The organism is Klebsiella sp. X13 (assembly GCF_003323835.1).
Classification (GTDB): domain Bacteria; phylum Pseudomonadota; class Gammaproteobacteria; order Enterobacterales; family Enterobacteriaceae; genus Klebsiella; species Klebsiella ornithinolytica.
The window spans coordinates 2,077,723-2,100,154 of the sequence record NZ_CP030874.1; the positions used below are offsets into that span (position 1 = coordinate 2,077,723).

Sequence of the window (22,432 nt, forward strand, 5' to 3'; positions counted from 1 at the left end):
ACCCCATACGATTTTTAATAAAAGAAAAACCTGATTTCTCATTATATTTTATTGTTTCAACTAACAGTTGAATAACAATATCGCTGAATAATTGCACGGCGAAGGTTGAAATATCATGTTTAACCCCCCTTAAAATAGCTCAAAAAATAGCCTTTGTTATCCCCATAAAATATTGTTATCCCCGCATCTTTTTTTGACAAAAGTCATGCAAAAAATCGACTTTTAATTTGTATTGCATTGATATTGTTGGTTTTATTTACATATTAAACGGTGGGGAAAATAGCTGTCAGAGGTGTTTGTGAGTGGTCTCACATAACCCTGCGATCGCCATTTGGTACACTTCACCGCGTCGAAAAGATAATTAAAGCAGGTTGCTATGAATACCATTCCTCTGCCAAAAACACAGCACCTGGTCGTTTTCCAGGAAGTTATCAGAAGCGGTTCGATCGGCTCGGCAGCAAAAGAATTAGGATTAACTCAACCGGCAGTGAGTAAGATCATCAATGACATTGAAGCCTATTTTGGCACCGAACTGGTGGTCCGTAAAAATACCGGCGTCACCTTGACCAATACCGGTCAGGTACTGCTATCCTGGTCGGAATCGATTACCCGTGAAATGAAGAATATGGTCAATGAAATGCACAGCATGACCTGTAACACGGTCGTCGATGTCTCGTTCGGTTTTCCTTCGCTGATTGGCTTCACCTTTATGTCTGACATGATTCACAAGTTCAAGAAGGTGTTTCCTAAAGCCCAGGTATCGATGTACGAAGCGCAGCTCTCCTCGTTCCTGCCGGCCATTCGCGACGGGCGTCTCGACTTCGCCATTGGCACGCTGAGTGATGAAATGAAGCTCCACGATCTGCACGTGGAACCGCTGTTTGAGTCGGAGTTTGTGCTGGTGGCCAGCAAGTCACGAACATGCATCGGCACCACCACGCTGGCGTCGTTGCAGAACGAACAGTGGGTGTTGCCGCAAACCAACATGGGTTACTACAGTGAACTCCTCACCACGCTACAGCGCAGCGGCATCAACAGTGAAAACATCGTTAAAACCGACTCCGTCGTCACAATTTATAATCTTGTTCTCAATGCTGATTTCCTGACCGTTATTCCTTGCGATATGACAACGCCCTTTGGATCCAACCAGTTTATTACCATCCCGATTACCGAAGCATTACCAGTTGCCCGCTATGCGGCAATTTGGTCAAAGAATTATCGCATTAAAAATGCCGCCTCGGTATTGGTGGAATTAGCAAAAGAATATTCAGCATCTGGTGGTTGCAGAAAAAGACAATTAATCGAAGTTGAGTAGTTAAACAGATTTATTCTTGGTTATAAATTCATATCATCGCGCTGACTATCAGCCGTTGGTACCGGCTAACTATACCCTGAATAATTCAAACCGTAGCGTCGGTGGGGAAATAATCCTGCCGGGAAAGATACGCTTTGAAACATGACGGGACTATTATTTGATATCCAGTTAAGAGGCTATAATGCACATTACATACGATCTCCCGGTTGCCATTGACGATATCCTCGAAGCAAAGAAAAGACTGGCAGGTAAGATTTATAAAACAGGCATGCCGCGCTCTAATTATTTTAGCGAGCGCTGTAAAGGTGAAATATTCCTCAAGTTTGAGAATATGCAACGCACCGGGTCGTTTAAAATCCGCGGCGCCTTTAACAAACTCAGTTCACTAAGCGAAGCTGAAAAGCGTAAGGGCGTGGTGGCATGTTCCGCCGGCAACCATGCGCAGGGGGTCTCGCTCTCCTGCGCCATGCTGGGAATCGACGGCAAAGTGGTGATGCCGAAAGGGGCGCCGAAATCCAAGGTCGCCGCCACCTGCGATTATTCGGCGGAAGTGATTCTGCACGGCGATAATTTCAATGACACTATTGCTAAAGTCAGCGAAATTGTCGAAATGGAAGGTCGCATATTTATTCCTCCGTATGACGATGCCAAAGTTATTGCCGGGCAGGGGACCATTGGCCTGGAAATCATGGAAGATCTTTATGATGTCGATAATGTCATTGTGCCAATCGGCGGCGGTGGTCTGATTGCCGGCATCGCGGTAGCGATTAAATCTATTAACCCGACCATTCGAATTATTGGCGTGCAATCAGAAAATGTCCACGGTATGGCCGCGTCTTATTATGCTGGCGCTATTACCAGTCACCGAACGACCGCTACTCTGGCCGATGGCTGCGATGTTTCACGCCCGGGAAATCTCACTTACGAAATCGTTCGCGAACTCGTCGATGATATTGTTCTGGTCAGTGAGGATGAAATTCGCAATAGCATGATCGCATTAATTCAGCGCAATAAAGTTATTACCGAGGGCGCCGGGGCGTTAGCCTGCGCCGCATTATTAAGCGGGAAGTTAGATAGCTATATTCAGAACCGGAAAACCGTCAGCATTATTTCTGGTGGCAATATCGATCTTTCTCGCGTTTCGCAAATTACTGGTTTAGTTGACGCTTAATCTTATGTTGAGGACAGGATATGAGTACTACTGATAGCATTGTATCCAGCGAGACAAGACAGTCATCCTGGCGTAAATCGGACACCACGTGGACCCTGGGATTATTTGGTACTGCCATCGGCGCCGGGGTGCTCTTTTTCCCCATTCGCGCCGGGTTTGGTGGTTTAATCCCGATTCTTTTGATGCTGGTTTTAGCTTACCCCATCGCCTTTTATTGCCACCGGGCGCTGGCCCGGCTCTGTCTGTCCGGTTCGAATGCCTCCGGTAACATCACTGAGACGGTGGAAGAGCATTTCGGGAAAACGGGTGGCGTGGTCATCACGCTCCTCTACTTCTTCGCCATTTGCCCGCTGCTGTGGATTTACGGCGTCACCATTACCAACACCTTCATGACCTTCTGGGAAAACCAGCTGCAGATGCCGGCGCTGAACCGCGGTTTTGTCGCGCTGTTCCTGCTGCTGCTGATGGCGTTTGTCATCTGGTTCGGGAAGGATCTGATGGTCAAAGTGATGAGCTTCCTGGTCTTTCCGTTCATCGCCAGCCTGGTGCTGATTTCGCTGTCGCTGATTCCCTACTGGAACTCTGCGGTTATCGATCAGGTGAACCTCAGCGATATTGCCTTAACCGGGCACGATGGCATCCTCGTGACCGTGTGGCTGGGGATTTCTATCATGGTTTTCTCCTTTAACTTTTCGCCGATTGTCTCCTCGTTTGTGGTCTCGAAGCGGGAAGAGTATGAAAAGGATTACGGCCGCGATTTTACCGAGCGCAAATGTTCGCAGATTATCTCCCGTGCCAGTATGTTGATGGTCGCGGTGGTGATGTTCTTCGCCTTCAGCTGCCTGTTCACGCTGTCGCCGGAAAACATGGCGGATGCGAAAGCGCAGAACATTCCGGTGCTCTCTTACCTGGCAAACCACTTTGCCTCCATGTCCGGCAGCAAATCGACCTTTGCAACGGTACTGGAGTACGGCGCATCGATTATCGCCCTGGTCGCTATCTTCAAATCGTTCTTCGGCCACTATCTCGGTACCCTTGAAGGGTTGAATGGACTGGTTCTCAAGTTCGGCTATAAAGGTGATAAAACCAAAGTCTCTACCCGCAAGCTCAACACCATCAGCATGGTCTTCATTATGGGTTCCACCTGGGTGGTGGCTTATGCCAACCCCAATATCCTCGACCTGATTGAAGCGATGGGCGCGCCAATTATTGCCTCACTGCTGTGTCTGTTACCGATGTATGCCATCCGTAAAGCGCCGTCGCTGGCGAAATATCGTGGCCGGCTGGATAACCTGTTCGTCACCGCGGTGGGTTTACTGACCATTCTGAATATCGTCTACAAACTGTTTTAATTAAGCTCAGGATGAGCGGAGTGATGAAATGAATGAATTCCCGGTAGTACTGGTCATTAACTGTGGATCGTCTTCAATTAAATTTTCAGTCCTTGATGCAAGCAGCTGTGATGTTTTAATGGCGGGAATTGCCGACGGGATTAATTCTGAAAACGCTTTTTTATCCATTAACGATGGAGAGCCAGTTAAGCTGGCTCACCGTAGCTACGAGGGGGCATTAAAGGCCATTGCCTTTGAACTGGAAAAACGGTCGTTAATCGACAGCGTGGCCTTAATTGGCCACCGTATTGCCCACGGCGGAAATATATTTACGGAGTCTGTGGTAATTACCGAGGAGGTTATTGACAATATCCGTCGGGTGTCGCCGTTAGCGCCGTTGCATAATTACGCTAACCTCAGCGGCATTGCCTCCGCGCAACAGCTCTTCCCGGGGGTCAGGCAGGTGGCGGTGTTTGATACCAGCTTCCACCAGACGCTGGCGCCAGAGGCCTATCTCTATGGGCTGCCGTGGAAGTATTTTGAGGAGCTCGGCGTGCGCCGCTACGGTTTTCACGGCACCTCGCATCGCTATGTTTCTCAGCGGGCGCAGAGCTTGCTGGCGCTGCCGGAAGCGGATTGCGGGCTGGTTATCGCCCATCTGGGCAACGGGGCCTCTATCTGCGCCGTGCGCAACGGACAGAGCGTGGATACCTCAATGGGGATGACGCCGCTGGAAGGGCTCATGATGGGCACCCGCTGTGGCGATGTCGACTTCGGCGCCATGGCATGGGTCGCCCGCGAAACCAACCAGACCCTCAGCGACCTTGAGCGGGTGGTGAACAAGGAGTCCGGGCTGCTTGGCATTTCCGGCCTCTCTTCCGATCTGCGGGTGCTGGAGAAGGCCTGGCACGCCGGTCATGACCGCGCCCGGCTGGCGATTAAAACCTTTGTCCATCGGATTGCCCGCCATATTGCCGGTCATGCCGCGTCGCTGCATCGTCTCGACGGGATTATTTTTACCGGCGGCATCGGTGAGAACTCGTTGTTAATTCGTCGCCTGGTGATTGAACATCTGGCGGTACTGGGGGTTACCCTGGATCCTGATATGAATAGTCTGCCCAATTCCCACGGCGAAAGAATTATTTCCACCGATTCCGCCCGGGTTATTTGCGCGGTTATTCCGACTAATGAAGAGAAAATGATTGCCCTCGATGCGATTCACTTAGGAAAAATTAGCGCACAAGTGGAATTTGCATAATTTATTTTTTGTTCTGTAGAGAGACTATTTTTCATGAAGGTAGATATCGATACCAGCGATATGCTGTATGCCGAAGCGTGGCAAGGTTTTAAAGGGACGGACTGGCAAGCAGAAATTAATGTCCGTGATTTTATTCAGCACAACTATACGCCTTATGAAGGGGACGAATCCTTTCTTGCCGAGGCCACGCCGGCAACCACCGCACTGTGGCAAAAAGTGATGGCGGGAATACATATTGAAAATGCGACTCACGCCCCGGTCGATTTCGATACGAATATTGCCACTTCGATTACCGCGCATGATGCCGGCTATATTGAACAGGAACTGGAAAAGATCGTTGGACTGCAAACGGAGCAACCGCTGAAGCGCGCGCTGCATCCGTTCGGCGGTATCAACATGATCAAAAGTTCTTTCGAGGCCTACGGTCGTGAAATGGATCCGCACTTTGAATATCTGTTTACCGACTTGCGTAAAACGCACAATCAGGGGGTGTTCGATGCCTATTCGCCGGATATGCTGCGCTGTCGTAAATCTGGCGTACTGACCGGGCTGCCGGATGGCTACGGCCGCGGACGCATTATCGGCGACTATCGCCGCGTGGCGTTGTACGGTATCCGTTATCTGGTGCGCGAACGCGAGCTGCAGTTTGCCGATCTGCAGTCCAACCTGGAGTACGGGCAGAATCTGGAAGCGACGATTCGCCTGCGCGAAGAGCTGGCGGAACACCGCCGCGCGCTGCTGCAAATGCAGGAGATGGCGGCGAAGTACGGTTGCGATATCTCCCGCCCGGCGCGTAATGCTCAGGAAGCGGTACAGTGGGTCTATTTTGCCTATCTGGCGGCGGTCAAATCGCAAAACGGCGGCGCCATGTCGCTGGGCCGCACCGCCACTTTCCTCGATATCTACATTGAGCGCGATTTCAACACCGGGCGCTTAACCGAGCAGCAGGCTCAGGAGCTGATCGACCACTTCATTATGAAGATCCGCATGGTGCGTTTCCTGCGTACGCCGGAGTTCGACACGCTCTTCTCCGGCGACCCTATCTGGGCGACCGAAGTGATCGGTGGCATGGGGCTCGACGGGCGGACGCTGGTGACCAAAAACGCCTATCGCTATCTGCATACGCTGCATACCATGGGGCCGGCCCCGGAACCAAACCTTACCGTTCTCTGGTCCGAAGCGTTGCCGATCGCCTTCAAGAAATATGCGGCCCAGGTCTCCATCGTCACCTCCTCATTGCAGTATGAAAACGATGACTTAATGCGGGTCGATTTTAACAGCGACGACTACGCCATTGCCTGCTGCGTCAGTCCGATGATTATCGGCAAGCAGATGCAGTTCTTCGGCGCGCGCGCCAATCTGGCGAAAACCCTGCTGTACGCGATTAACGGCGGCGTGGATGAGAAGCTGAAAATTCAGGTCGGACCGAAAACGGCGCCGCTGATGGATGAGGTGCTCGACTATGACACGGTGATGGACAGCCTCGATCACTTTATGGACTGGCTGGCGGTGCAGTACATCAGCGCGCTCAACATCATCCACTATATGCACGACAAGTACAGTTATGAAGCTTCGCTGATGGCGCTGCATGACCGCGACGTGTATCGCACCATGGCCTGCGGCATCGCCGGGCTGTCGGTGGCGACCGATTCGTTGTCGGCGATCAAGTACGCGAAGGTGAAACCGGTCCGCGACCATACCGGGCTGGCGGTTGATTTTGTCATCGAAGGCGACTACCCGCAGTATGGCAACAACGATCAGCGGGTCGACAGTATCGCCTGCGATCTGGTCGAACGCTTTATGAAGAAGATTAAAGTGCTGCCGACCTACCGCAACGCTGTACCAACCCAGTCGATTCTGACCATCACCTCCAACGTGGTCTATGGGCAGAAAACGGGCAACACCCCGGACGGTCGCCGGGCCGGTACGCCGTTCGCGCCGGGGGCGAACCCGATGCACGGTCGCGATCGCAAAGGGGCGGTGGCGTCATTAACCTCTGTCGCTAAGCTGCCGTTCACCTATGCCAAAGACGGTATCTCCTACACCTTCTCTATTGTTCCCGCCGCGCTGGGCAAAGAGGAGACCACGCGCAAAACCAACCTGGTGGGGCTGCTGGACGGCTACTTCCACCACGAAGCACACGTTGAAGGCGGACAGCACCTGAACGTCAACGTGATGAACCGGGATATGTTGCTCGATGCCATCGAACACCCGGAAAACTACCCGAACCTGACGATTCGCGTCTCCGGCTATGCCGTGCGCTTCAATGCGCTGACTCGCGAACAGCAGCAGGATGTCATTTCACGCACCTTTACCCAGGCGCTGTAGCGCCGGAGGAACGATGAGAAAGATCATTGCAACCCCACACGCGCCGGCGGCCATTGGCCCCTATATTCAGGGCGTCGACCTCGGCTATCAGGTCATGACCTCGGGACAGATTCCGGTCTGCCCGCAGACGGGAAAGATTGCCGACAACGTGGCCGATCAGGCGCGTCAAAGCCTGGAAAACGTTAAGGCGATCGTGACGGCGGCGGGGCTGGAGGTGGGCAGTATCGTGAAGACCACCGTCTTTATTACCGACCTTAATGACTTTGCCACTATCAATCAGGTCTATCAGCACTTCTTTGATGAGCATCAGGCGACCTACCCGACGCGCAGCTGCGTGCAGGTTGCCCGCCTGCCAAAGGATGTAAAGCTGGAAATTGAGGCCATCGCGGTACGCGACCTCTGAGGCAGCGGCGGCGGGGCAAGCCTGTTTTTGCCCTGCCGCCCAACACCGGTGGCTCCTGCTCTCCACGCAACGGCAACCCGAGGATGGGGATATGATTAGCGCATTCGATATTTTTAAACCCGGTATTGGTCCTTCCAGTTCGCACACCGTAGGGCCGATGAATGCCGGAAAACGTTTTATCGACCAACTGGTGAACATGGGCGATATCGCGCATATCACGCGTATCGTGGTCGACCTCTATGGTTCTCTGTCGCTGACCGGTAAAGGTCATGCGACCGATGTCGCGATTGTTATGGGACTGGCGGGAAACAGCCCGCAAAATGTTGATATTGACGCCATGCCGGCATTTATTCAGCAGGTGATGCACAGCGGGCGTCTGCCGGTCGCTAACGGCGTGCAGAGCGTAGACTTTCAGATGGCGGACGACATCGTGTTCCACGCGCAAACCCTTCCGTATCACGAAAACGGGATGCGTATTACCGCCTGGAGTGGCGCGCAGGCGTGGGCGAGCCAGACCTACTATTCGGTCGGCGGCGGTTTTATCGTCGAAGAGGGGGCCTGCGGGGGAACGCAGGATGCCGACGTCCCGGTGCCCTATGATTTTCGCTCCGCCAGCGAACTGCTGCGGCTTTGCGAACGCAACGGCCTGTCGGTCTCCGGACTGATGCTGCAAAACGAGCTGGCGCTGCGCAGTAAGGCGGAGATTGACGCGGGTTTTATGCATATCCACGCGGTGATGCGCGATGGTATCGAGCGCGGGATGAATACCGAAGGGGTGTTGCCCGGTCCGCTGAATGTCCCGCGTCGCGCGGCGGCGTTAAGGCGTCGGCTGGTTTCCAGCGATAGCCTCTCCAGCGACCCGATGAACGTCATTGACTGGATCAATATGTTCGCCCTGGCGGTCAGCGAAGAGAATGCCGCGGGCGGGCGAGTGGTGACCGCGCCCACCAACGGCGCCTGCGGAATTATTCCCGCCGTGCTGGCCTATTACGATAAATTCCGCCGTCCGGTTAACGCCGGCTCGCTGGCGCGCTATCTGCTGGCGGCGGGGGCGATTGGCGCGCTGTATAAAATGAATGCGTCGATTTCGGGGGCTGAAGTTGGCTGTCAGGGGGAGATTGGCGTCGCCTGCTCGATGGCGGCGGCGGGGTTGACCGAACTGCTTGGCGGCAGCCCGGCGCAGGTCTGCATTGCGGCGGAAATCGCCATGGAGCATAACCTCGGCCTCACCTGTGACCCGGTTGCCGGCCAGGTGCAAATTCCCTGTATTGAGCGGAATGCGATTAATGCGGTTAAGGCCGTCAATGCGGCACGTATGGCGCTGCGCCGCACCTCCGAGCCACATGTTTCGTTGGATAAGGTTATCGAAACGATGTACGAAACCGGCAAGGATATGAATGATAAATACCGCGAAACCTCCCGGGGCGGGCTGGCGATAAAAGTGCTCTGCGTGTAGGCCGTGCTGCAATCGCAGGGGAGGGCGGGGCCCGGTGGGGAGAATATCAGGAGGCGGCAGATTACCGCCCCCTGATACCTTATTGGCAGGAAAATCAGACGGTCAGCGCTTACAAAGCGCGTTGTTTCACCGCCGTTTTCATCGGAATCAAGGCAATCACCACCGCGCCCAGCACGAGGAATCCGGCGACCATAAAGATACCGGCGTTGAAATTCCCCGTGACGTCTTTCAGCCAACCCATCAACAGCGGCCCCAGCGCCGCGCCGGTCATGCCGGTCGCATTGATGACCGCAATCCCCAGCGCCCGCGCACGCAGAGAAATGGACTGGTCAGGGGTAGTCCAGAAAATGACCATCGCGGCAAAGGCGCCGGCAGAAGCCATTACGATCCCGGTGAACTGCAGCAGCGGGTTGCTGCTGGAGGCGGTGAGCATCCAGCCCGCCGCCGCGAACAGATAGGGCAGCAGCGTATGCAGCTTACGCTCCTTCAGGCGGTCGGAACGCTTACTCCACCAGATCATCCCGACGATGGTACAGATTTGCGGAATCGCACTCAGGATCCCGATGGTGATATTACTGCTCTGCTCGTTGAAGCTGCGCAGAATCAGCGGCGTCCAGACGCTGAGGGCGCTCAGGGTATTGGTCAGGCAGAAATAGGCCAGCGTGTAGAGCATGATAACCGGGGTAAACAGCTCCCGCAGCATGCTGCGCTGAGACAGCGGCAGGCTGGCTTCGCTGAGTCGCGATTGCTGTACCGCCGCGCGGTCGGCATCCAGCATCTCTTTTAAACAGGCTTTATCATCGGCAGTCAGCCATTTGGCTTTATCCGGGCTGTCATCAAGCCAGAACCACACGACCAGCCCGAGCAGCACCGACGGAAACCCTTCCAGCAAAAAGAGCCACTGCCAGCCTTTCAGATTCAGCACGCCGTCGAGATTCAGAATATACCCGGAAGCCAGCGAGCCAAGCGCCATGGTGACGGGCATCGCAATCATAAACAGGGCATTGGCGCGGGCGCGGTATTGCGCCGGGAACCAGAAGGTTAAGTACAGCAACAGCCCCGGCAGGAAGCCGGCTTCGGCAATCCCCACCAGCATTCTCAGCGCGTAAAGACTGTTCGGGCCGGTGGCGAACATGGTGGCTGTGGAGGCTATTCCCCAGACCACCATCAAAATAGCGATCCAGCGGCGGGCGCCGACGATACTGAGCATGATGTTGCTGGGGATGCCGCAGATCACGTACATCACGTAAAACAGGGTGGTGGCCAGGCCGAACATGGTGCTGGTGAGCCCCAGATCTTTGCCCATGGTCAGGCCGGCAAAGCCAATGTTGATGCGGTCGAGGTAGGAGAATACGAACAGAATAAAAAGAAAAACGATTAAGCGACGAAATAATTTATTGATGACGGATTGCTGACGGGCATCCAAAGGTCTCGCCTCCGAGGAGGGCGGGACCAGTACCTCGGAGCGGGTCTGTTCCATTGAAGGACTATTGTTCATCAAAAGCTCCACATTGTGATTATTAGTATTGGTCAACAGGTCGGCTAAACGTATAGGAAACAGACAGGGATAACGTCAATTTAATGTTCAATAAATGATACAGAATTGTTACTTAATCGACATATTGGAATCATAATGAGAGCCAGATCGCCTGGGAATAATACGCCAGGGCTGGCATGTTCAGTCGGCGGATCTCGGTAGATTCGCACTCACGGTGAGGCAAAAAAAGCGCGGTTGCTGACCAGGTGCAGAGAGGCAGGGCGTGACAGGGACGAGGAAACAGAGAGGTTATGTGCAGTTGCGAAGAGAGCTGATACGGCTAATTACTTGAATATTCATGTAATTAGCCTGTGGCTCCACGCCCGTAACCGATGGGGGTTCCGCTTAAAAGCTATCGTCAGAAATATGATTCATTTTTATTAGTTTGCTACATAATAATGAAGCCGGTTTTAAAGCGCCGCGGCGACTGTCCAGCATCGGGAGATTCAGAACGGACTGTCATTGCGCGCGGTGACGGGCTCGCCGCTGACAGGGTGAACAAAATGCAGTTCGCTGGCATGTAACATGAGCCGCGGCGCGTGTGCGCTGCCCGGCCACGTCAGACCACCGTAGAGATCGCAGCCCAGGATCGGGTGCCCCAACAGTTGACAATGGATACGCAGCTGGTGGGTGCGTCCGGTTTCCGGGAATAGCTGTACCCGGCTCAGCGGCAGCAGGCTACCCTCTGCGCCTTCACGGGTAAGGCGTTCTGTCACCCGGTAGCGGGAACGGGCGGGCTTGCCGGTGATGGCGCAAATGGCCATGCGCGGAAAGCGGGCCGGATCTTTGGCAATGGCGGCATCGATTGCGCCTTCATCCTCACGCAGATGCCCGCACAGCAGGGCGCTGTATACCTTAGTCACCGAACGTTGGCTGAACTGATGGCTTAGCGCCGCATTAATGGTTTTATTCTTTGCCACCACCATCAGCCCGGACGTACCAAAATCGAGACGGTGAACGAGGGTACAGCCGGGAAATTGCTGCTCCAGCCGATGGTGCACCGAGTCGAGATTCTGCGGATTTTTCCCCGACAGGCTGAGCAGCCCGCTGGGCTTATTGATCAGCAGCAGGTGCTCGTCCTGATACAGGATGTCGATGGCTTCGTGGCAGGGGGGCGCAATAAACGTATCGACGATGGTGGACATGAGCAGGTGCCTGAAAAGGGTGGGGGCGGATAATAGCGAATTTTCCGCCCGCTGGCGATTGCTGCGGCACGACTCGGGGTTGCCGGCTGAAGCGGCCCGGACTTGCCGGGTCGCCGCAGCCAACGTTGTTACTGCTCGCGTCGGGCCATAAACTGCGCCAAATCGACCAGACGATTTGAGAAGCCCCATTCGTTGTCATACCACGCGAGGATCTTGACCATATTCCCGCCAATCACCAGCGTCGACAGGCCATCAATAATGGAAGAACGCGGGTCGCCCTGATAGTCGCTGGAGACCAGCGGCTCGTCGCTGTAGCCGAGAATACCCTGCAAGGGGCCAGCGGCAGCGGCCTGGCGGAATGCCTCATTCACCTCTTCTGCCGTCACGTCGCGCTCCAGCGTGACGGTAAGATCGACAATCGACACCACCGGCACCGGAACGCGCAGCGAGTAGCCGGTCAGACGACCATCGAGTGCCGGAATCACTTTACCCAACGCTTTGGCCGCGCCGCTGGAGTAGGGAACGATGGATAACGCTGCCGCCCGGGCGCCGCGCAGATCTTTTTCCGGCTGGTCATGTAGCGCCTGGCTGTTGGTGTAGGCGTGGGTGGTATTCATCAGGCCATGCTTGATCCCGAAATGCTGATGCAGAACCTGAGCGGCCGGGGCAAGGCCGTTGGTGGTGCAACTGCCGTTGCTGACGACCGAATGGTGCTGCGGATCGTAAAGCGCGTGGTTAACCCCCATCACGATGGTTAAATCGTCATTCTTGCCGGGCGCCGAGATAATCACCCGTTTCGCCCCGCCGCTGTGAATGTGAACCGCCGCTTTTTCACGTTCGGTAAAGAACCCGGTGGCTTCGATGACGATGTCCACCCCCGCATCTCGCCACGGAATACGCGCCGGGTCACGTTCGCTATAGACGATGACGGGTTGGCCATCGACGCTAAGCTCTCCGTCGGCCGCCTCCACGGCCACCGGCAGGGTGCCCAGCAGCGAGTCATATTTCAACAGGTGGGCCAGCGTTTTGCTGTCAGTCAGATCGTTGATTGCCACAATCTGAATATCCGGATTGCCCAGCGCCGCGCGCAGGACGTTACGCCCGATTCTGCCGAAACCATTAATACCGACCTTAACCATGATCAACTCCTTATTTGTTGTCTCTGGTGGTACTTTAGGTTTCCGGCATTTCGGCGTAAATGACGAATAACGATCACTTTACGCCATTTTTCGGCAGTGAAAGCGCTGACGATATTCTCCCGGCGTCAGATGCAGCTGCTTTTCAAAGACCCGCCGCAGGTTGATAGCGCTACCAAATCCCGTTTGCTCAGCAACGCGTTCCAGCGTGTCGTAACTCTGCTCGAGCCGCTCTCTGGCGGCGGCAAGGCGCGCTTCGGCGACGTAGCGCGCCGGAGAGACCCCGGTTTCGCGGGTAAACACGCGGGTGAAATTGCGCGGGCTCATGGCGACCTTTTCCGCCAGGTTCTCCACGCACAGGTTGCCGGTGAGGTTGTCGAGCATCCACTTCAGCAGATCGCCAATCGGCCCAGGGCTGTTGATTTGCCGCAGGTTATAGCGGCTAAACTGCAGCTGGCCGCCGGGGCGACGCAGGTACATCACCATATCCTGGGCGATATCGCGGGCGAGGCTAAAGCCGTAATCTTCTTCCACCAGGGCCAGCGTCAGGTCGAAACCGGAGCTGACGCCGCCGGAGGTCCAGATCGGACCGTCCTGAATATACAGCGGCCCGCCTTCCACCCGCACCGCCGGGAAGGCCGACTGCATAGCGTCCAGCAGCTTCCAGTGGGTGGTGGCCCGCCGGCCGTTCAGCAGACCGCTTTGCGCCAGCAACATCGCGCCGCCGCATACGGAGGCGATGCGCCGGGCGTGGGGCGCGGCAAGACGCAGCCAGTCGACAACGGCGGTACCTTCCTGCTCGTTTTGCCCTCTGCCGGTGATGATGATGGTATCGAGCGGTTCGCGCGGATCCACTTCGTGAAGGCGGTGGTCGGCAAGCAGATTCAGCCCGGACTGACCGTGGATCACCTGGTGGGGCTGGGTGGTGGCGACGGCGACACGATAACGCGGCGCCAGAGCGCCGTCGGCATGCAGCCGGTTTGCCTGCATCAGAATGTCGGCAATACCGGCGGACTCAAACAACATGCCGCCATCGGGGACGATAATCAGTATTTTCTTCATGTCCTGAAAAGTAAACCTTTAACAAAATAAGTCAACAGGCAAGGTGGGGGTTACTTCGTAAGGACGAGGGCAGGCTGCCGGCACATTCAGGCGCGGCTCTGGAAGAAGAAAAAGGGCATCAAAGCGACCATTGTCCATTGATGCCCGGGCGTTAACCCCGCTGGCGCACAGGGAGGGGGCCTGCCGTCAGGCAGTTAAAAGTCATACTCGAGGGCCAGACGATTTTGCCAGAAATTTTTATCCGAGGTGGAGTTGGTCTGTACGCCGGCAAAGTCCGTCAGACTCAGCCCGTTCAGCAGCCCTCCGAAACGATAGGTGCCGTAGATCAGGTATTCAGACTGGTGGCTGCTGGAAGCGCCTGCCGTCGGGGTTAAATCCATAAACGAGTAGCGGCTGCCGAGAGAAACCTGCTCCGTGGCGGCCCAGTTCAGATCGGTGGAGTAGGCGTTGCCGCTGCCCAGGTCCTGGGTACTGGTAAAGAAGGGCTGAGCGAAGTAGGGTCCGGAAGAGGTATTGTGTGCGTACGGCGTCACCAGGGCGCCGTTGCCATAAGCATTACCGTTGGCGGCGATGTGGTTATAATTCAGCGTCCACGCCAGAGACGGGAGCAGCTTCATACTGAACTGCGCGCCATAGCTGGTGCTGTTCACTTCGCCGGCCAGCGCTTTACCTTCGCTCAGGCCGCGAATGAACTGGAGGCCAATTTTGGGCGCCGTGGCATATTCGTTCCACGAGAGAAAACTGTCGGCATAGACGATCCGCGTATAGTCGTCATAGTTTTCGTACCACATCTGGGCGTTAACTTTGCGATCGCCAAACGGTATGGATCGCCCGCCGCCGACGCCCCACATCCCGTTGGTACTTTGCTCAATGTCGGTATAGGCGGTGGTATCCAGAAACTGGTCGTCGCCCCAGGGTTTATAGCGAGTGATTTTCGTGGCATGCAGGAAATTGTCGCTATCGCCATAGCTGGCATCAATCGCCCGGAAAAGTATTGGCGTAATGCGCCAGTCATAGTCGCCGATGAAAGGAATATTAATCCGCTGGTCGCCGGCGGTGATCCTGAACTGGTCATAATGCCAGCTGAGCCAGGCTTCGCCGACGCCGGTTTGATTGGGGCCGAGTTCGTTAACCAGATGGTCATCGTTATGGGAAATCCCGCGCTGGAGAATGCCGCTGACGCCGAGGCTGACGCCATAATATTCCGCCGTGGCATATTTTACGCTGCCGCCGTAGCTGACCGTGTCCTGCGATAGCCCTGAAACAAAATAGGCGTTATGGGTTGAATAATATAATGTGCGCAGGCTGCCGCTGACGCTACCGCAGGTAAAGAATTCGGTGAGTGAACTGGCGATACCGGATTCACAGTCGTGGGTTAATGGAATAGCGGCATGGCTGGCATGGATAAATACCCCCTGGGAAATGAGCAAGGCGCCCAGCGTCGCTCCACGGTATATGGTTTTGCGTTTCATTGACATCACCCTGTTAAATATCACTGCAATTTCGGAAAGAAAAATACCGGCCACGAATATGGCGGATAATCACCTTGTGCTTTTATTTTGTAGGGCGCCAGGTAGATGGCCTGAATTTTATTTATCGGTTAATGACAACGGGTTGCTGTCTAAGACTAACTGGTCGCGCAGTGCCCAGCCGCGCAGCTTGCCCGGGTTTAGCAAACCATCGGGGTCGATATATTGTTTAACGGCCACGACATCCGGGCGAATAATTCCCTGCTTGCCATCTTCAACCTGAAAAACATGCGGGTTATTAATCTTGATATCGTTATCGCGAAATATCTGCATAATCTCATTGAGTCGCTCTTCTGTTGAATAACGCACCAGTTGCAGGCCGCTGGCGGTAATATTGCCATCATTATCGCGGAGGAATTCAATATGCGATATAACTTCCCCGGCGAAGCGCTGTTCCATCTGCAAAATTTGCTTCGGGAAGTGCTGATAATTAAACGCCGTTTGTAAGTAAGTCAGCGTATTGTCGACTTTGAGCGCATGTAGCGTGGTGTGGTTCCAGCAATATTCCATTAATGAGGTATGGCTCTCCCGGGCCTCATCGCTACTCTGGCGGATGGCATTTTCTCCCCGATGCTTCAGCATCAGACCGGTACAGAGTCCTTCGCTCTCCTCGGCGATAACGCTGATGACCGCGTGTTGCCCGGCCCGATAATGGCCGTTAAGGTGGCTAAAATAGTCGGGGATTGGCGCGGCAAGCAGCGCCAGCTGGCGCTTGACGAAACCGGGAGAACGGAGGCACTCGTTGGCATAATTCAGAGCATCGGCGAAGTCGTCAAACACATCCAGGCGTTCGATCCAGCGATGGACGGGGGCCAGCGCCAGTTCGACTTCAAGAATAATGCCGTTGCTGCCGTAGGCGTGGTGTAGCAGCAGCGCCTGCGGAGCCGGAATAGTCAACACCCGGGGGGACGCTTCAACGGTCATCACTTTGACGCTGAGCACGTTGCCGGGGGCAGCCAGGGGGCCGTAGTTAATGGAGCCGATGCCGCCAAAGCCGCCGCAGTAGAGGCCGCCTAAGCTGGCCAGACGGAAGGTTGACGGCATGCAGCGCAGCTCCCATCCGGTCGGGTGAGTGGCGGCTTCAATCTCCGCCAGGCGAATGCCAGCCTGGGCGCGCACCGTGCCGTTCTTGAGTTCGCAGATCCGGTTCAGGGCGGTCATATCGACCAGCACTCCGCCCTCAAGGGGCACCAACTGGCCATAATTACCGGTGGCGCTACCGCGCAGGGTCAGCGGCAGCTGCTGCGCTACGCAGGCGGCAACCAGCTGCCGCAGCTCTTCCTGGTCGCGCGGACGGACCACCGCGTCCGCCTGCTTTCCTTCCAGCTGCTGGTTGAGCACCGGGCTGAACCAGTGGAAATCGCGGGAAAGACGTTTGATCTTCGCTGGCTGTAAGGTCCACTCCAGTTCCGGTAATGCCTGCTGGATCAGCGCGACCGCCTGTTGACGTTGCTCACGAGTCATCATGTTTCTACCTGTTAATCATCAATACGTTAATGAGATTGCACCGCTTCGCTTTCATGCCATGCGCTGAGCGCCCGGCGCGATACCCACGACATCACGCCAAACAGCGCGATACCGGCGAGGGAAATTAACAGCAGAGCGGCAAACATCAGCGGGATGTCCAGCTGGTAACCCGCCTGCAGGATCTGATAGGCAAGGCCGGTATTGGTGCCTCCGGTCCCGGCGACAAACTCCGCCACCACGGCGCCGATCAGCGACAGGCCGCTGGAAATACGCAGGGCGCCGAAGAAATAGGGCAGCGCGGAGGGAATGCGCAGTCGCACCAGGGTTTGCAAGCGGCTGGCATGGTTGAGCCTGAAATAGCTCAGCAGGCCGGGCGACACGCTGCGCAATCCCTGGGTGGTATTGGAGATAATCGGAAACACCGCCATCAGGGTGGAGCACACTACCAGCGAGAGGGTGGCGTCCTTCACCCAGATAATGATCAGCGGCGCGATAGCGACAATCGGCGTTACCTGCAAGAAGACGATGTACGGAAACAGCGCGGTTTCCACAAAACGGTTCTGCACCAGGATAAACGCAATGGCGGTGCCGATGACGATCGACAGGAGAAACGAGATCAGGGTGATCTTCAGCGTGAACAGCAGCGACAGCAGCAGCGGCGTCAGATGCGTCCACAGGCTTTCCACCATCACGAGCGGGGAAGGCACCAGAAATTGCGGGATGCGGAAATAGCTGACCGCCCCCTGCCACAGCATAATCACCAGGACCGCGACGAGGGTCGGGTAGAGAATTTTGAGAAAGCGGGGATGATTAATCCACGGTGTTGATTTAGCGGCTTTCATATTATGGCTCCATACCGGATTGGCTTGCCTGTAAGAGGCTGTCCTGCAACTGCCGGGCATAGTGGGAAAATGTCGGGCTGACGCGGAACTCCTCGCTGCGTGGGAACGGCTCCCGGATGGCGATATCTTCGACCACCCGGCCGGGGCGGGCCGCCATCATAATCACCCGCTGAGAGAGGAATACCGCTTCATGGATCGAATGGGTGACGAACACCACCGTCAGGTTTTGCTCTTGCCAGAGACGCAGCAGATCGCTATCGAGCTTATTGCGCGTAATTTCATCCAGCGCGCCGAAGGGTTCATCCATCAGCAGCAGTTTTGGCCGCGTCACCAGACCACGGGCGATGGAGACGCGCATCTGCATGCCGCCGGAGAGTTCGCGCGGCAGGACGTTGGCGAACTTGCCCAGCCCCACCAGCTCAAGGGCTTCGCTCACCCGGGTGTTGGCTTCTGCTCGTGGGACGCCGGCAAGATCCAGGGGCAGCCGGACGTTGCTATGGACGCTGCTCCAGGGCATCAACGTGGCTTCCTGGAAGACGAAAGAGAGGGGAAGCTGGGCTTTTTCCCGGCTGTCGCGACGCCACAGCATCAGCTTACCGTCGCTGGGTTCCACCAGACCGGCGACCATCTTCAACAAGGTGCTCTTCCCGCAGCCGGAGGGACCGAGCAGGGTCACAAACTCGCCCTGATTGATGGTCAGATTGACGGGCAGCAGCGCCCGGGTGCCGTTGCTGTAAATTTTTTCCGCCGAGAGTACTTCGATGGCCGGCGTCGCGGGCGCCTGGGCGAAGCGACTGTCGCTCATGACGGTGAGTTTAGGGGCGGTATTCATGGCATGACTCCGGCATCTTTGACCATATCCAGGGTATAGGTCTGCTCAAAAGGTACTTTGCTGGCGTCGATCAGCTTGTTTTTCACCAGCATGTCCCAGGTTTTTTTCAGCCGCGGTTGGGTGATGATACCGATGCCGTCGGTCATCGCATCGCCGCCGGTGACCAGCTGATATTTCTTCATCTGGGCTATGCCAAAGGCGATCTGCTCGGCGCCCATTTGCGGGTTCGCTTTGCTAATCAGTTGATTACCGGCAATGGGATCCTGAAGATAGCTTTTCCAGCCTTCCATCGAGGCTTTGACGAATGCCGCTACGGCCGCCGGGCGCTTCTTGATGGTGTCGGCCATACAGATAATCGAGTTGCCGTAGGGAGGGTAGCCCCAGTCGCTGAGCGGATAGACGTAGAACGGCTGCCCCCCTTTGGCGACGGAGAACGGCTCGGAGGTTACGTAGCCCTGCTGCACCAGATTTTTATCCGCCAGGAACGGCTGAACGTTGAAGGTATAGGGGCGCACTTTGGTGTTGCCCAGCCCCAGTTCGCTCTTCGCCCACGGCCAGAAAGAGGTATAGGCTTCGGTAGCGAGCAAGAAGGTTTTATCTTTTAATTCTGCCGGGTTATTCACCTTATCATGGGTGATAAATACCGTCGGCGAATGCTGGAAAACGGTGGCGACGGTGACGGCGTGCACGCCGGCCTGCCAGGTCTCCAGCGCCTGGCCGTTATCGCCGAGGGTGCAGTCCGCCTGACCCGCTGCCATCAGTTGCATGACGTTGATCTGCGGGCCGCCCATTTTAATCTCGACATCGAGGCCGGCGTTTTTATACAGCCCCTTGGCCTGGGCCTGATAGAAACCACCGTGTTCCGCCTGGGCATACCAGTTGGTCAGGAAAGTAAATTTTTCCGCCGCGAGGCAGGATGCAGAGGCGGCGATGGCCGTAAGGGCCAGCATCGTGTAAGCCGGAGTACGCATATTTTTCATCAGAGTTCCTTTTACTCAGCAACGGAAGAGGAGGGGGCGGACTGCACAAAGCCGTTCCAGTGGTGTTTTCCCCAGCTCGCTTCGTGACGTACGACCCACTCCATGCGGTGGACTTCGCTAATCGCCTGCGCCCAGCTGACGGCCAGGGATTCGAGTAACCCCTGGCCCTGCTCCAGAGTCGCCGGGGTCGGGTCGCCGATAACGCCGCTGGGGCCAAAATCGAAGGAAGCCCAGGCCGCCGCGGGGCGGCCTTTTGACAGGGTCGGGCAGGGGAACGGCGGCGGAAAGTTGGCGACGGCGCGCTCCATATGAACGCACTCCGGCGCAAGGGCCAGCATTAGCGCCGTCTCGCTATGGCCCGCGTGCATCGCCATTTTTTGTTCCTGAGGGCTGAGAAACTGCTTTTCGCTATTGGGGACGTTGAACACGTCGTGCGCGATGATGATCATATCGCCATGACGCAGGCGCATTTCCCGGGAGGCCATCTGCAGCACCTGCGGCTGTCCGCCGTGACCGTTGATCATCAGTAGCTTGCGAAAGCCGGCGCGATACAGGGATTCGGCTATCTCAAGGAGGGTATGCAGCAGCGTGTCGCCGCTCAGGGTCAGGGTACCGGGAAAATGCAGATGCTCGTCGGACTTTCCGTAGGTAATCGGCGGGATGGCGTAGGCCGGGATATCCGCCGGCAGCCGGGCGAGGGCATGTCCCGCCACGCCGGAAGAGATCACGCTGTCCACGGAACAGGGCAGATGCGGACCGTGTTGCTCGATGGCTCCGGTGGGGAGCACGATAACCGTATTGCTTTTGTCCGGCAGGGCGGCAATCGCCGTCCAGCTCAGAAAAGGGAGAAAGCGCTCTGCAGGAATATAACCGTTGATCATCGCTGTGCCTCTGGGTCGAGAATTATTGGGGTAACCAGACCGTCGCTTCGACTTCAATCAGCACCGTGGCGTCGGGCAGCATTTCGCTGACCTGTACCACGGTCGACACCGGCGGCTGGTCGGGGTAAAACAGCTTTCTTACCCGGCTGTAATAGGGAAAATGGTCGAGGTTGCGAAAGTACTGCACCAGCTTGATGACGTCGCTCATCTGCCCGCCCGCGGACTCCACGGTCCGGCGGATGCTTTCCAGCACGTACCAGCTCTGGGCCAGAATCGGGCCCTGTTTGGCATCCGTCGAAAACTCGCCCGTTTGCCCCAGCAGCTCCCGCACCTCCTCCGGCACATCCTGAAAGCCGTTGACGATGGTGCCGTTCAGCGGATTGACCGGAATAATGCCGGAGAGAAAAATAAACTCGCCGGCTCTGCGCCAGGCGGCATACCGCGCCAGCGGAGCGCCCGCGCCTGCTTCAAGACTCATACGTCATCTCCTGTCGCCACACCCGCTGGTGGGTTAACCTGCCGCGGTTAATCACCAGACGAGCTGCACTGTTTAAAGGCCAGGTAAACCTGTCGCTACCCGGGAAAATCACCACGCTGGCCGCGTTGCCGACGGCGAAAGGCGCAGCGTCTGCCGGCGCACCGGTTAACGCCGCCCGATCGCAAATCAGCTGCGACTGACGGTCGAAAACGTCGCTGAGCTGGGCGCTGAACAGGCCGCAGGCCAGGGTATCCAGCGGGTCATAGCTCCCCGCCGGGCAGAAAGCGTCCTGCACATTGTCGCAGCCGAGGAGGGTGGCAACGCCGGCGCAGCGGGCCTCCTGAAGCAACGTGATCCCCCGCTGGCGCGGCGTGCGGCCAGTAACCGCATCCTGTAGCAGCAGGTTGGTCATCGGCAGGGCGATAAGGGTGACGGAGTGGGCCGCCAGCTGGCGCAGGATCTTCTCCGCCTGCTCTTCGCTGCCGCAGGCCAGGGCGCAGCCGTGGCTGCAGCAGAGGCGTCCCGGAAAAGCGTGGCGGGAGAGGTACTCCGCCAGCCAGGCCAACCCCCGCGGATTGTCGCTGAGCTCCTCATCGATATGCAGATCCAGATCCAACCGCCAGCGCGTCGCGCTGCGCAGCAGGTTTTCCATCGCCGCGGGATCCCAGTTAGAGGAGTGGACAAACCCGCCGAGCAAGCAGCCCTCGCCGCCTTCGGCCACCGTCTGCGCGATGGCCTCCGCGGCGGCCGGATCGGCAAACAGTCCCAGCGGCACCAAAGCCACCCGCTCGACGCTGATGCCGGGATGGTCCAGGCGGGCGATCTCCTGCCAGGCGTCAGGCGCGGCGGCGGTGAACCAGTCAATATGGGTGCGCAGATGAGTGACGCCATTGGCCGCCGCCCGGGCCAGTGCGGCGGACGCACGGCGCTGGAGATCCTGTGCGGTCCAGTGCCGGCGATCCTCGTGCATGGCGCGAATAGCGGCCAGTAGACCGGGTTCCGACGGACGGCAGCGTTCAATGGTATAGGTCTTATCCAGATGGGCATGGGGTTCAACAAGGCCGGGCAGCGTCAGCGCTCCACCGAGATCCCATAAGCCGTGATTCGCCTGGCCGGATGGCGCTATCGTCGCGATCTGCCCGTCGGCAAAGGTCAGGTCCGCGGTCAGCGGCGTGCCGTTATGCTCCGTTGGCCAACCCGCAGGTAGCGCCCATGCCGGGAGACGGGCGTTGCTGACGCCGGCAAGCGGCGTGTGGGGGGAGGGAATGTGCATCGTCGCTC

Annotated in this window: 19 protein-coding genes; 7 read left to right on the forward strand and 12 right to left on the reverse strand. The window is 56.6% G+C overall.

What is annotated here, in order from left to right:
- Positions 1–376: 376 nt before the first annotated feature.
- The 7 genes from tdcA to tdcG all read left to right on the forward strand — a co-directional run bounded on the left by tdcA (position 377) and on the right by tdcG (position 9,262).
- Entirely contained in the window at positions 377–1,315 is a 939-nt protein-coding gene (tdcA, locus tag DSD31_RS09900) for a transcriptional regulator TdcA (RefSeq protein WP_004863710.1), read from the forward strand.
- 181 nt (positions 1,316–1,496) lie between these two features.
- Positions 1,497–2,486: a bifunctional threonine ammonia-lyase/L-serine ammonia-lyase TdcB gene (gene tdcB, locus DSD31_RS09905; protein ID WP_004863707.1), complete on the forward strand. Its 990-nt coding sequence runs from the start codon at positions 1,497–1,499 to the stop codon at positions 2,484–2,486.
- A 20-nt stretch (positions 2,487–2,506) separates the two neighbouring features.
- Complete coding sequence (gene tdcC / locus DSD31_RS09910; protein WP_015584057.1) at positions 2,507–3,838, forward strand: threonine/serine transporter TdcC; 1,332 nt, start codon at positions 2,507–2,509, stop codon at positions 3,836–3,838.
- A 28-nt stretch (positions 3,839–3,866) separates the two neighbouring features.
- Positions 3,867–5,075 carry a propionate kinase gene (gene tdcD, locus DSD31_RS09915; RefSeq protein ID WP_004863687.1) on the forward strand — a complete coding sequence of 403 codons (1,209 nt, stop codon included), beginning with the start codon at positions 3,867–3,869 and terminating at the stop codon, positions 5,073–5,075.
- 33 nt (positions 5,076–5,108) lie between these two features.
- The gene (pflB, locus tag DSD31_RS09920; protein ID WP_004863684.1) at positions 5,109–7,403 is read left to right on the forward strand and encodes a formate C-acetyltransferase; all 2,295 of its coding nucleotides are present in this window, start codon (positions 5,109–5,111) and stop codon (positions 7,401–7,403) included.
- 13 nt (positions 7,404–7,416) lie between these two features.
- On the forward strand, positions 7,417–7,806 hold the full coding sequence (locus DSD31_RS09925; protein ID WP_004863682.1) for an enamine/imine deaminase: 390 nt from the start codon (positions 7,417–7,419) through the stop codon (positions 7,804–7,806).
- A gap of 91 nt (positions 7,807–7,897) precedes the next feature.
- Complete coding sequence (gene tdcG, locus DSD31_RS09930) at positions 7,898–9,262, forward strand: L-serine ammonia-lyase (protein WP_004863680.1); 1,365 nt, start codon at positions 7,898–7,900, stop codon at positions 9,260–9,262.
- 109 nt (positions 9,263–9,371) lie between these two features.
- Here the strand turns inward: tdcG and hpaX are convergent, their stop codons facing one another.
- The 12 genes from hpaX to DSD31_RS09990 form a co-directional block, all read right to left on the reverse strand.
- Complete coding sequence (hpaX, locus tag DSD31_RS09935; RefSeq protein WP_015584058.1) at positions 9,372–10,742, reverse strand: 4-hydroxyphenylacetate permease; 1,371 nt, start codon at positions 10,740–10,742, stop codon at positions 9,372–9,374.
- A 503-nt stretch (positions 10,743–11,245) separates the two neighbouring features.
- The gene (locus tag DSD31_RS09940; protein ID WP_032717132.1) at positions 11,246–11,944 is read right to left on the reverse strand and encodes an RluA family pseudouridine synthase; all 699 of its coding nucleotides are present in this window, start codon (positions 11,942–11,944) and stop codon (positions 11,246–11,248) included.
- A gap of 128 nt (positions 11,945–12,072) precedes the next feature.
- The gene (gap, locus tag DSD31_RS09945) at positions 12,073–13,083 is read right to left on the reverse strand and encodes a type I glyceraldehyde-3-phosphate dehydrogenase (protein WP_004863671.1); all 1,011 of its coding nucleotides are present in this window, start codon (positions 13,081–13,083) and stop codon (positions 12,073–12,075) included.
- 78 nt (positions 13,084–13,161) lie between these two features.
- On the reverse strand, positions 13,162–14,142 hold the full coding sequence (locus tag DSD31_RS09950) for a GlxA family transcriptional regulator (protein WP_004863669.1): 981 nt from the start codon (positions 14,140–14,142) through the stop codon (positions 13,162–13,164).
- A 194-nt stretch (positions 14,143–14,336) separates the two neighbouring features.
- Positions 14,337–15,614 carry a TonB-dependent receptor gene (locus tag DSD31_RS09955; protein ID WP_113991015.1) on the reverse strand — a complete coding sequence of 426 codons (1,278 nt, stop codon included), beginning with the start codon at positions 15,612–15,614 and terminating at the stop codon, positions 14,337–14,339.
- Between the two features lie 117 nt (positions 15,615–15,731).
- Positions 15,732–17,138 (reverse strand): FAD-binding oxidoreductase, encoded by a 1,407-nt coding sequence (locus tag DSD31_RS09960; protein WP_160873297.1) that lies wholly within the window; start codon positions 17,136–17,138, stop codon positions 15,732–15,734.
- 26 nt (positions 17,139–17,164) lie between these two features.
- Positions 17,165–17,980, reverse strand: coding sequence for an ABC transporter permease (locus DSD31_RS09965; RefSeq protein ID WP_004863661.1), 816 nt, complete (start codon positions 17,978–17,980; stop codon positions 17,165–17,167).
- 1 nt (position 17,981) lies between these two features.
- Complete coding sequence (locus tag DSD31_RS09970) at positions 17,982–18,812, reverse strand: ABC transporter ATP-binding protein (protein WP_004863658.1); 831 nt, start codon at positions 18,810–18,812, stop codon at positions 17,982–17,984.
- On the reverse strand, positions 18,809–19,792 hold the full coding sequence (locus tag DSD31_RS09975) for an ABC transporter substrate-binding protein (protein ID WP_004863655.1): 984 nt from the start codon (positions 19,790–19,792) through the stop codon (positions 18,809–18,811). Before DSD31_RS09975 ends, DSD31_RS09970 begins: the two co-directional genes overlap by 4 nt.
- A gap of 11 nt (positions 19,793–19,803) precedes the next feature.
- Positions 19,804–20,673 (reverse strand): creatininase family protein, encoded by an 870-nt coding sequence (locus DSD31_RS09980; protein WP_032717136.1) that lies wholly within the window; start codon positions 20,671–20,673, stop codon positions 19,804–19,806.
- Between the two features lie 22 nt (positions 20,674–20,695).
- The gene (locus DSD31_RS09985; protein ID WP_004863650.1) at positions 20,696–21,151 is read right to left on the reverse strand and encodes a RidA family protein; all 456 of its coding nucleotides are present in this window, start codon (positions 21,149–21,151) and stop codon (positions 20,696–20,698) included.
- A complete protein-coding gene (locus DSD31_RS09990) occupies positions 21,141–22,424 on the reverse strand; it encodes an amidohydrolase family protein (RefSeq protein ID WP_004863646.1) in 1,284 nt (427 codons plus the stop codon). The genes DSD31_RS09985 and DSD31_RS09990 overlap by 11 nt, the downstream gene beginning before the upstream one ends.
- Between the last annotated feature and the right edge of the window lie 8 nt (positions 22,425–22,432).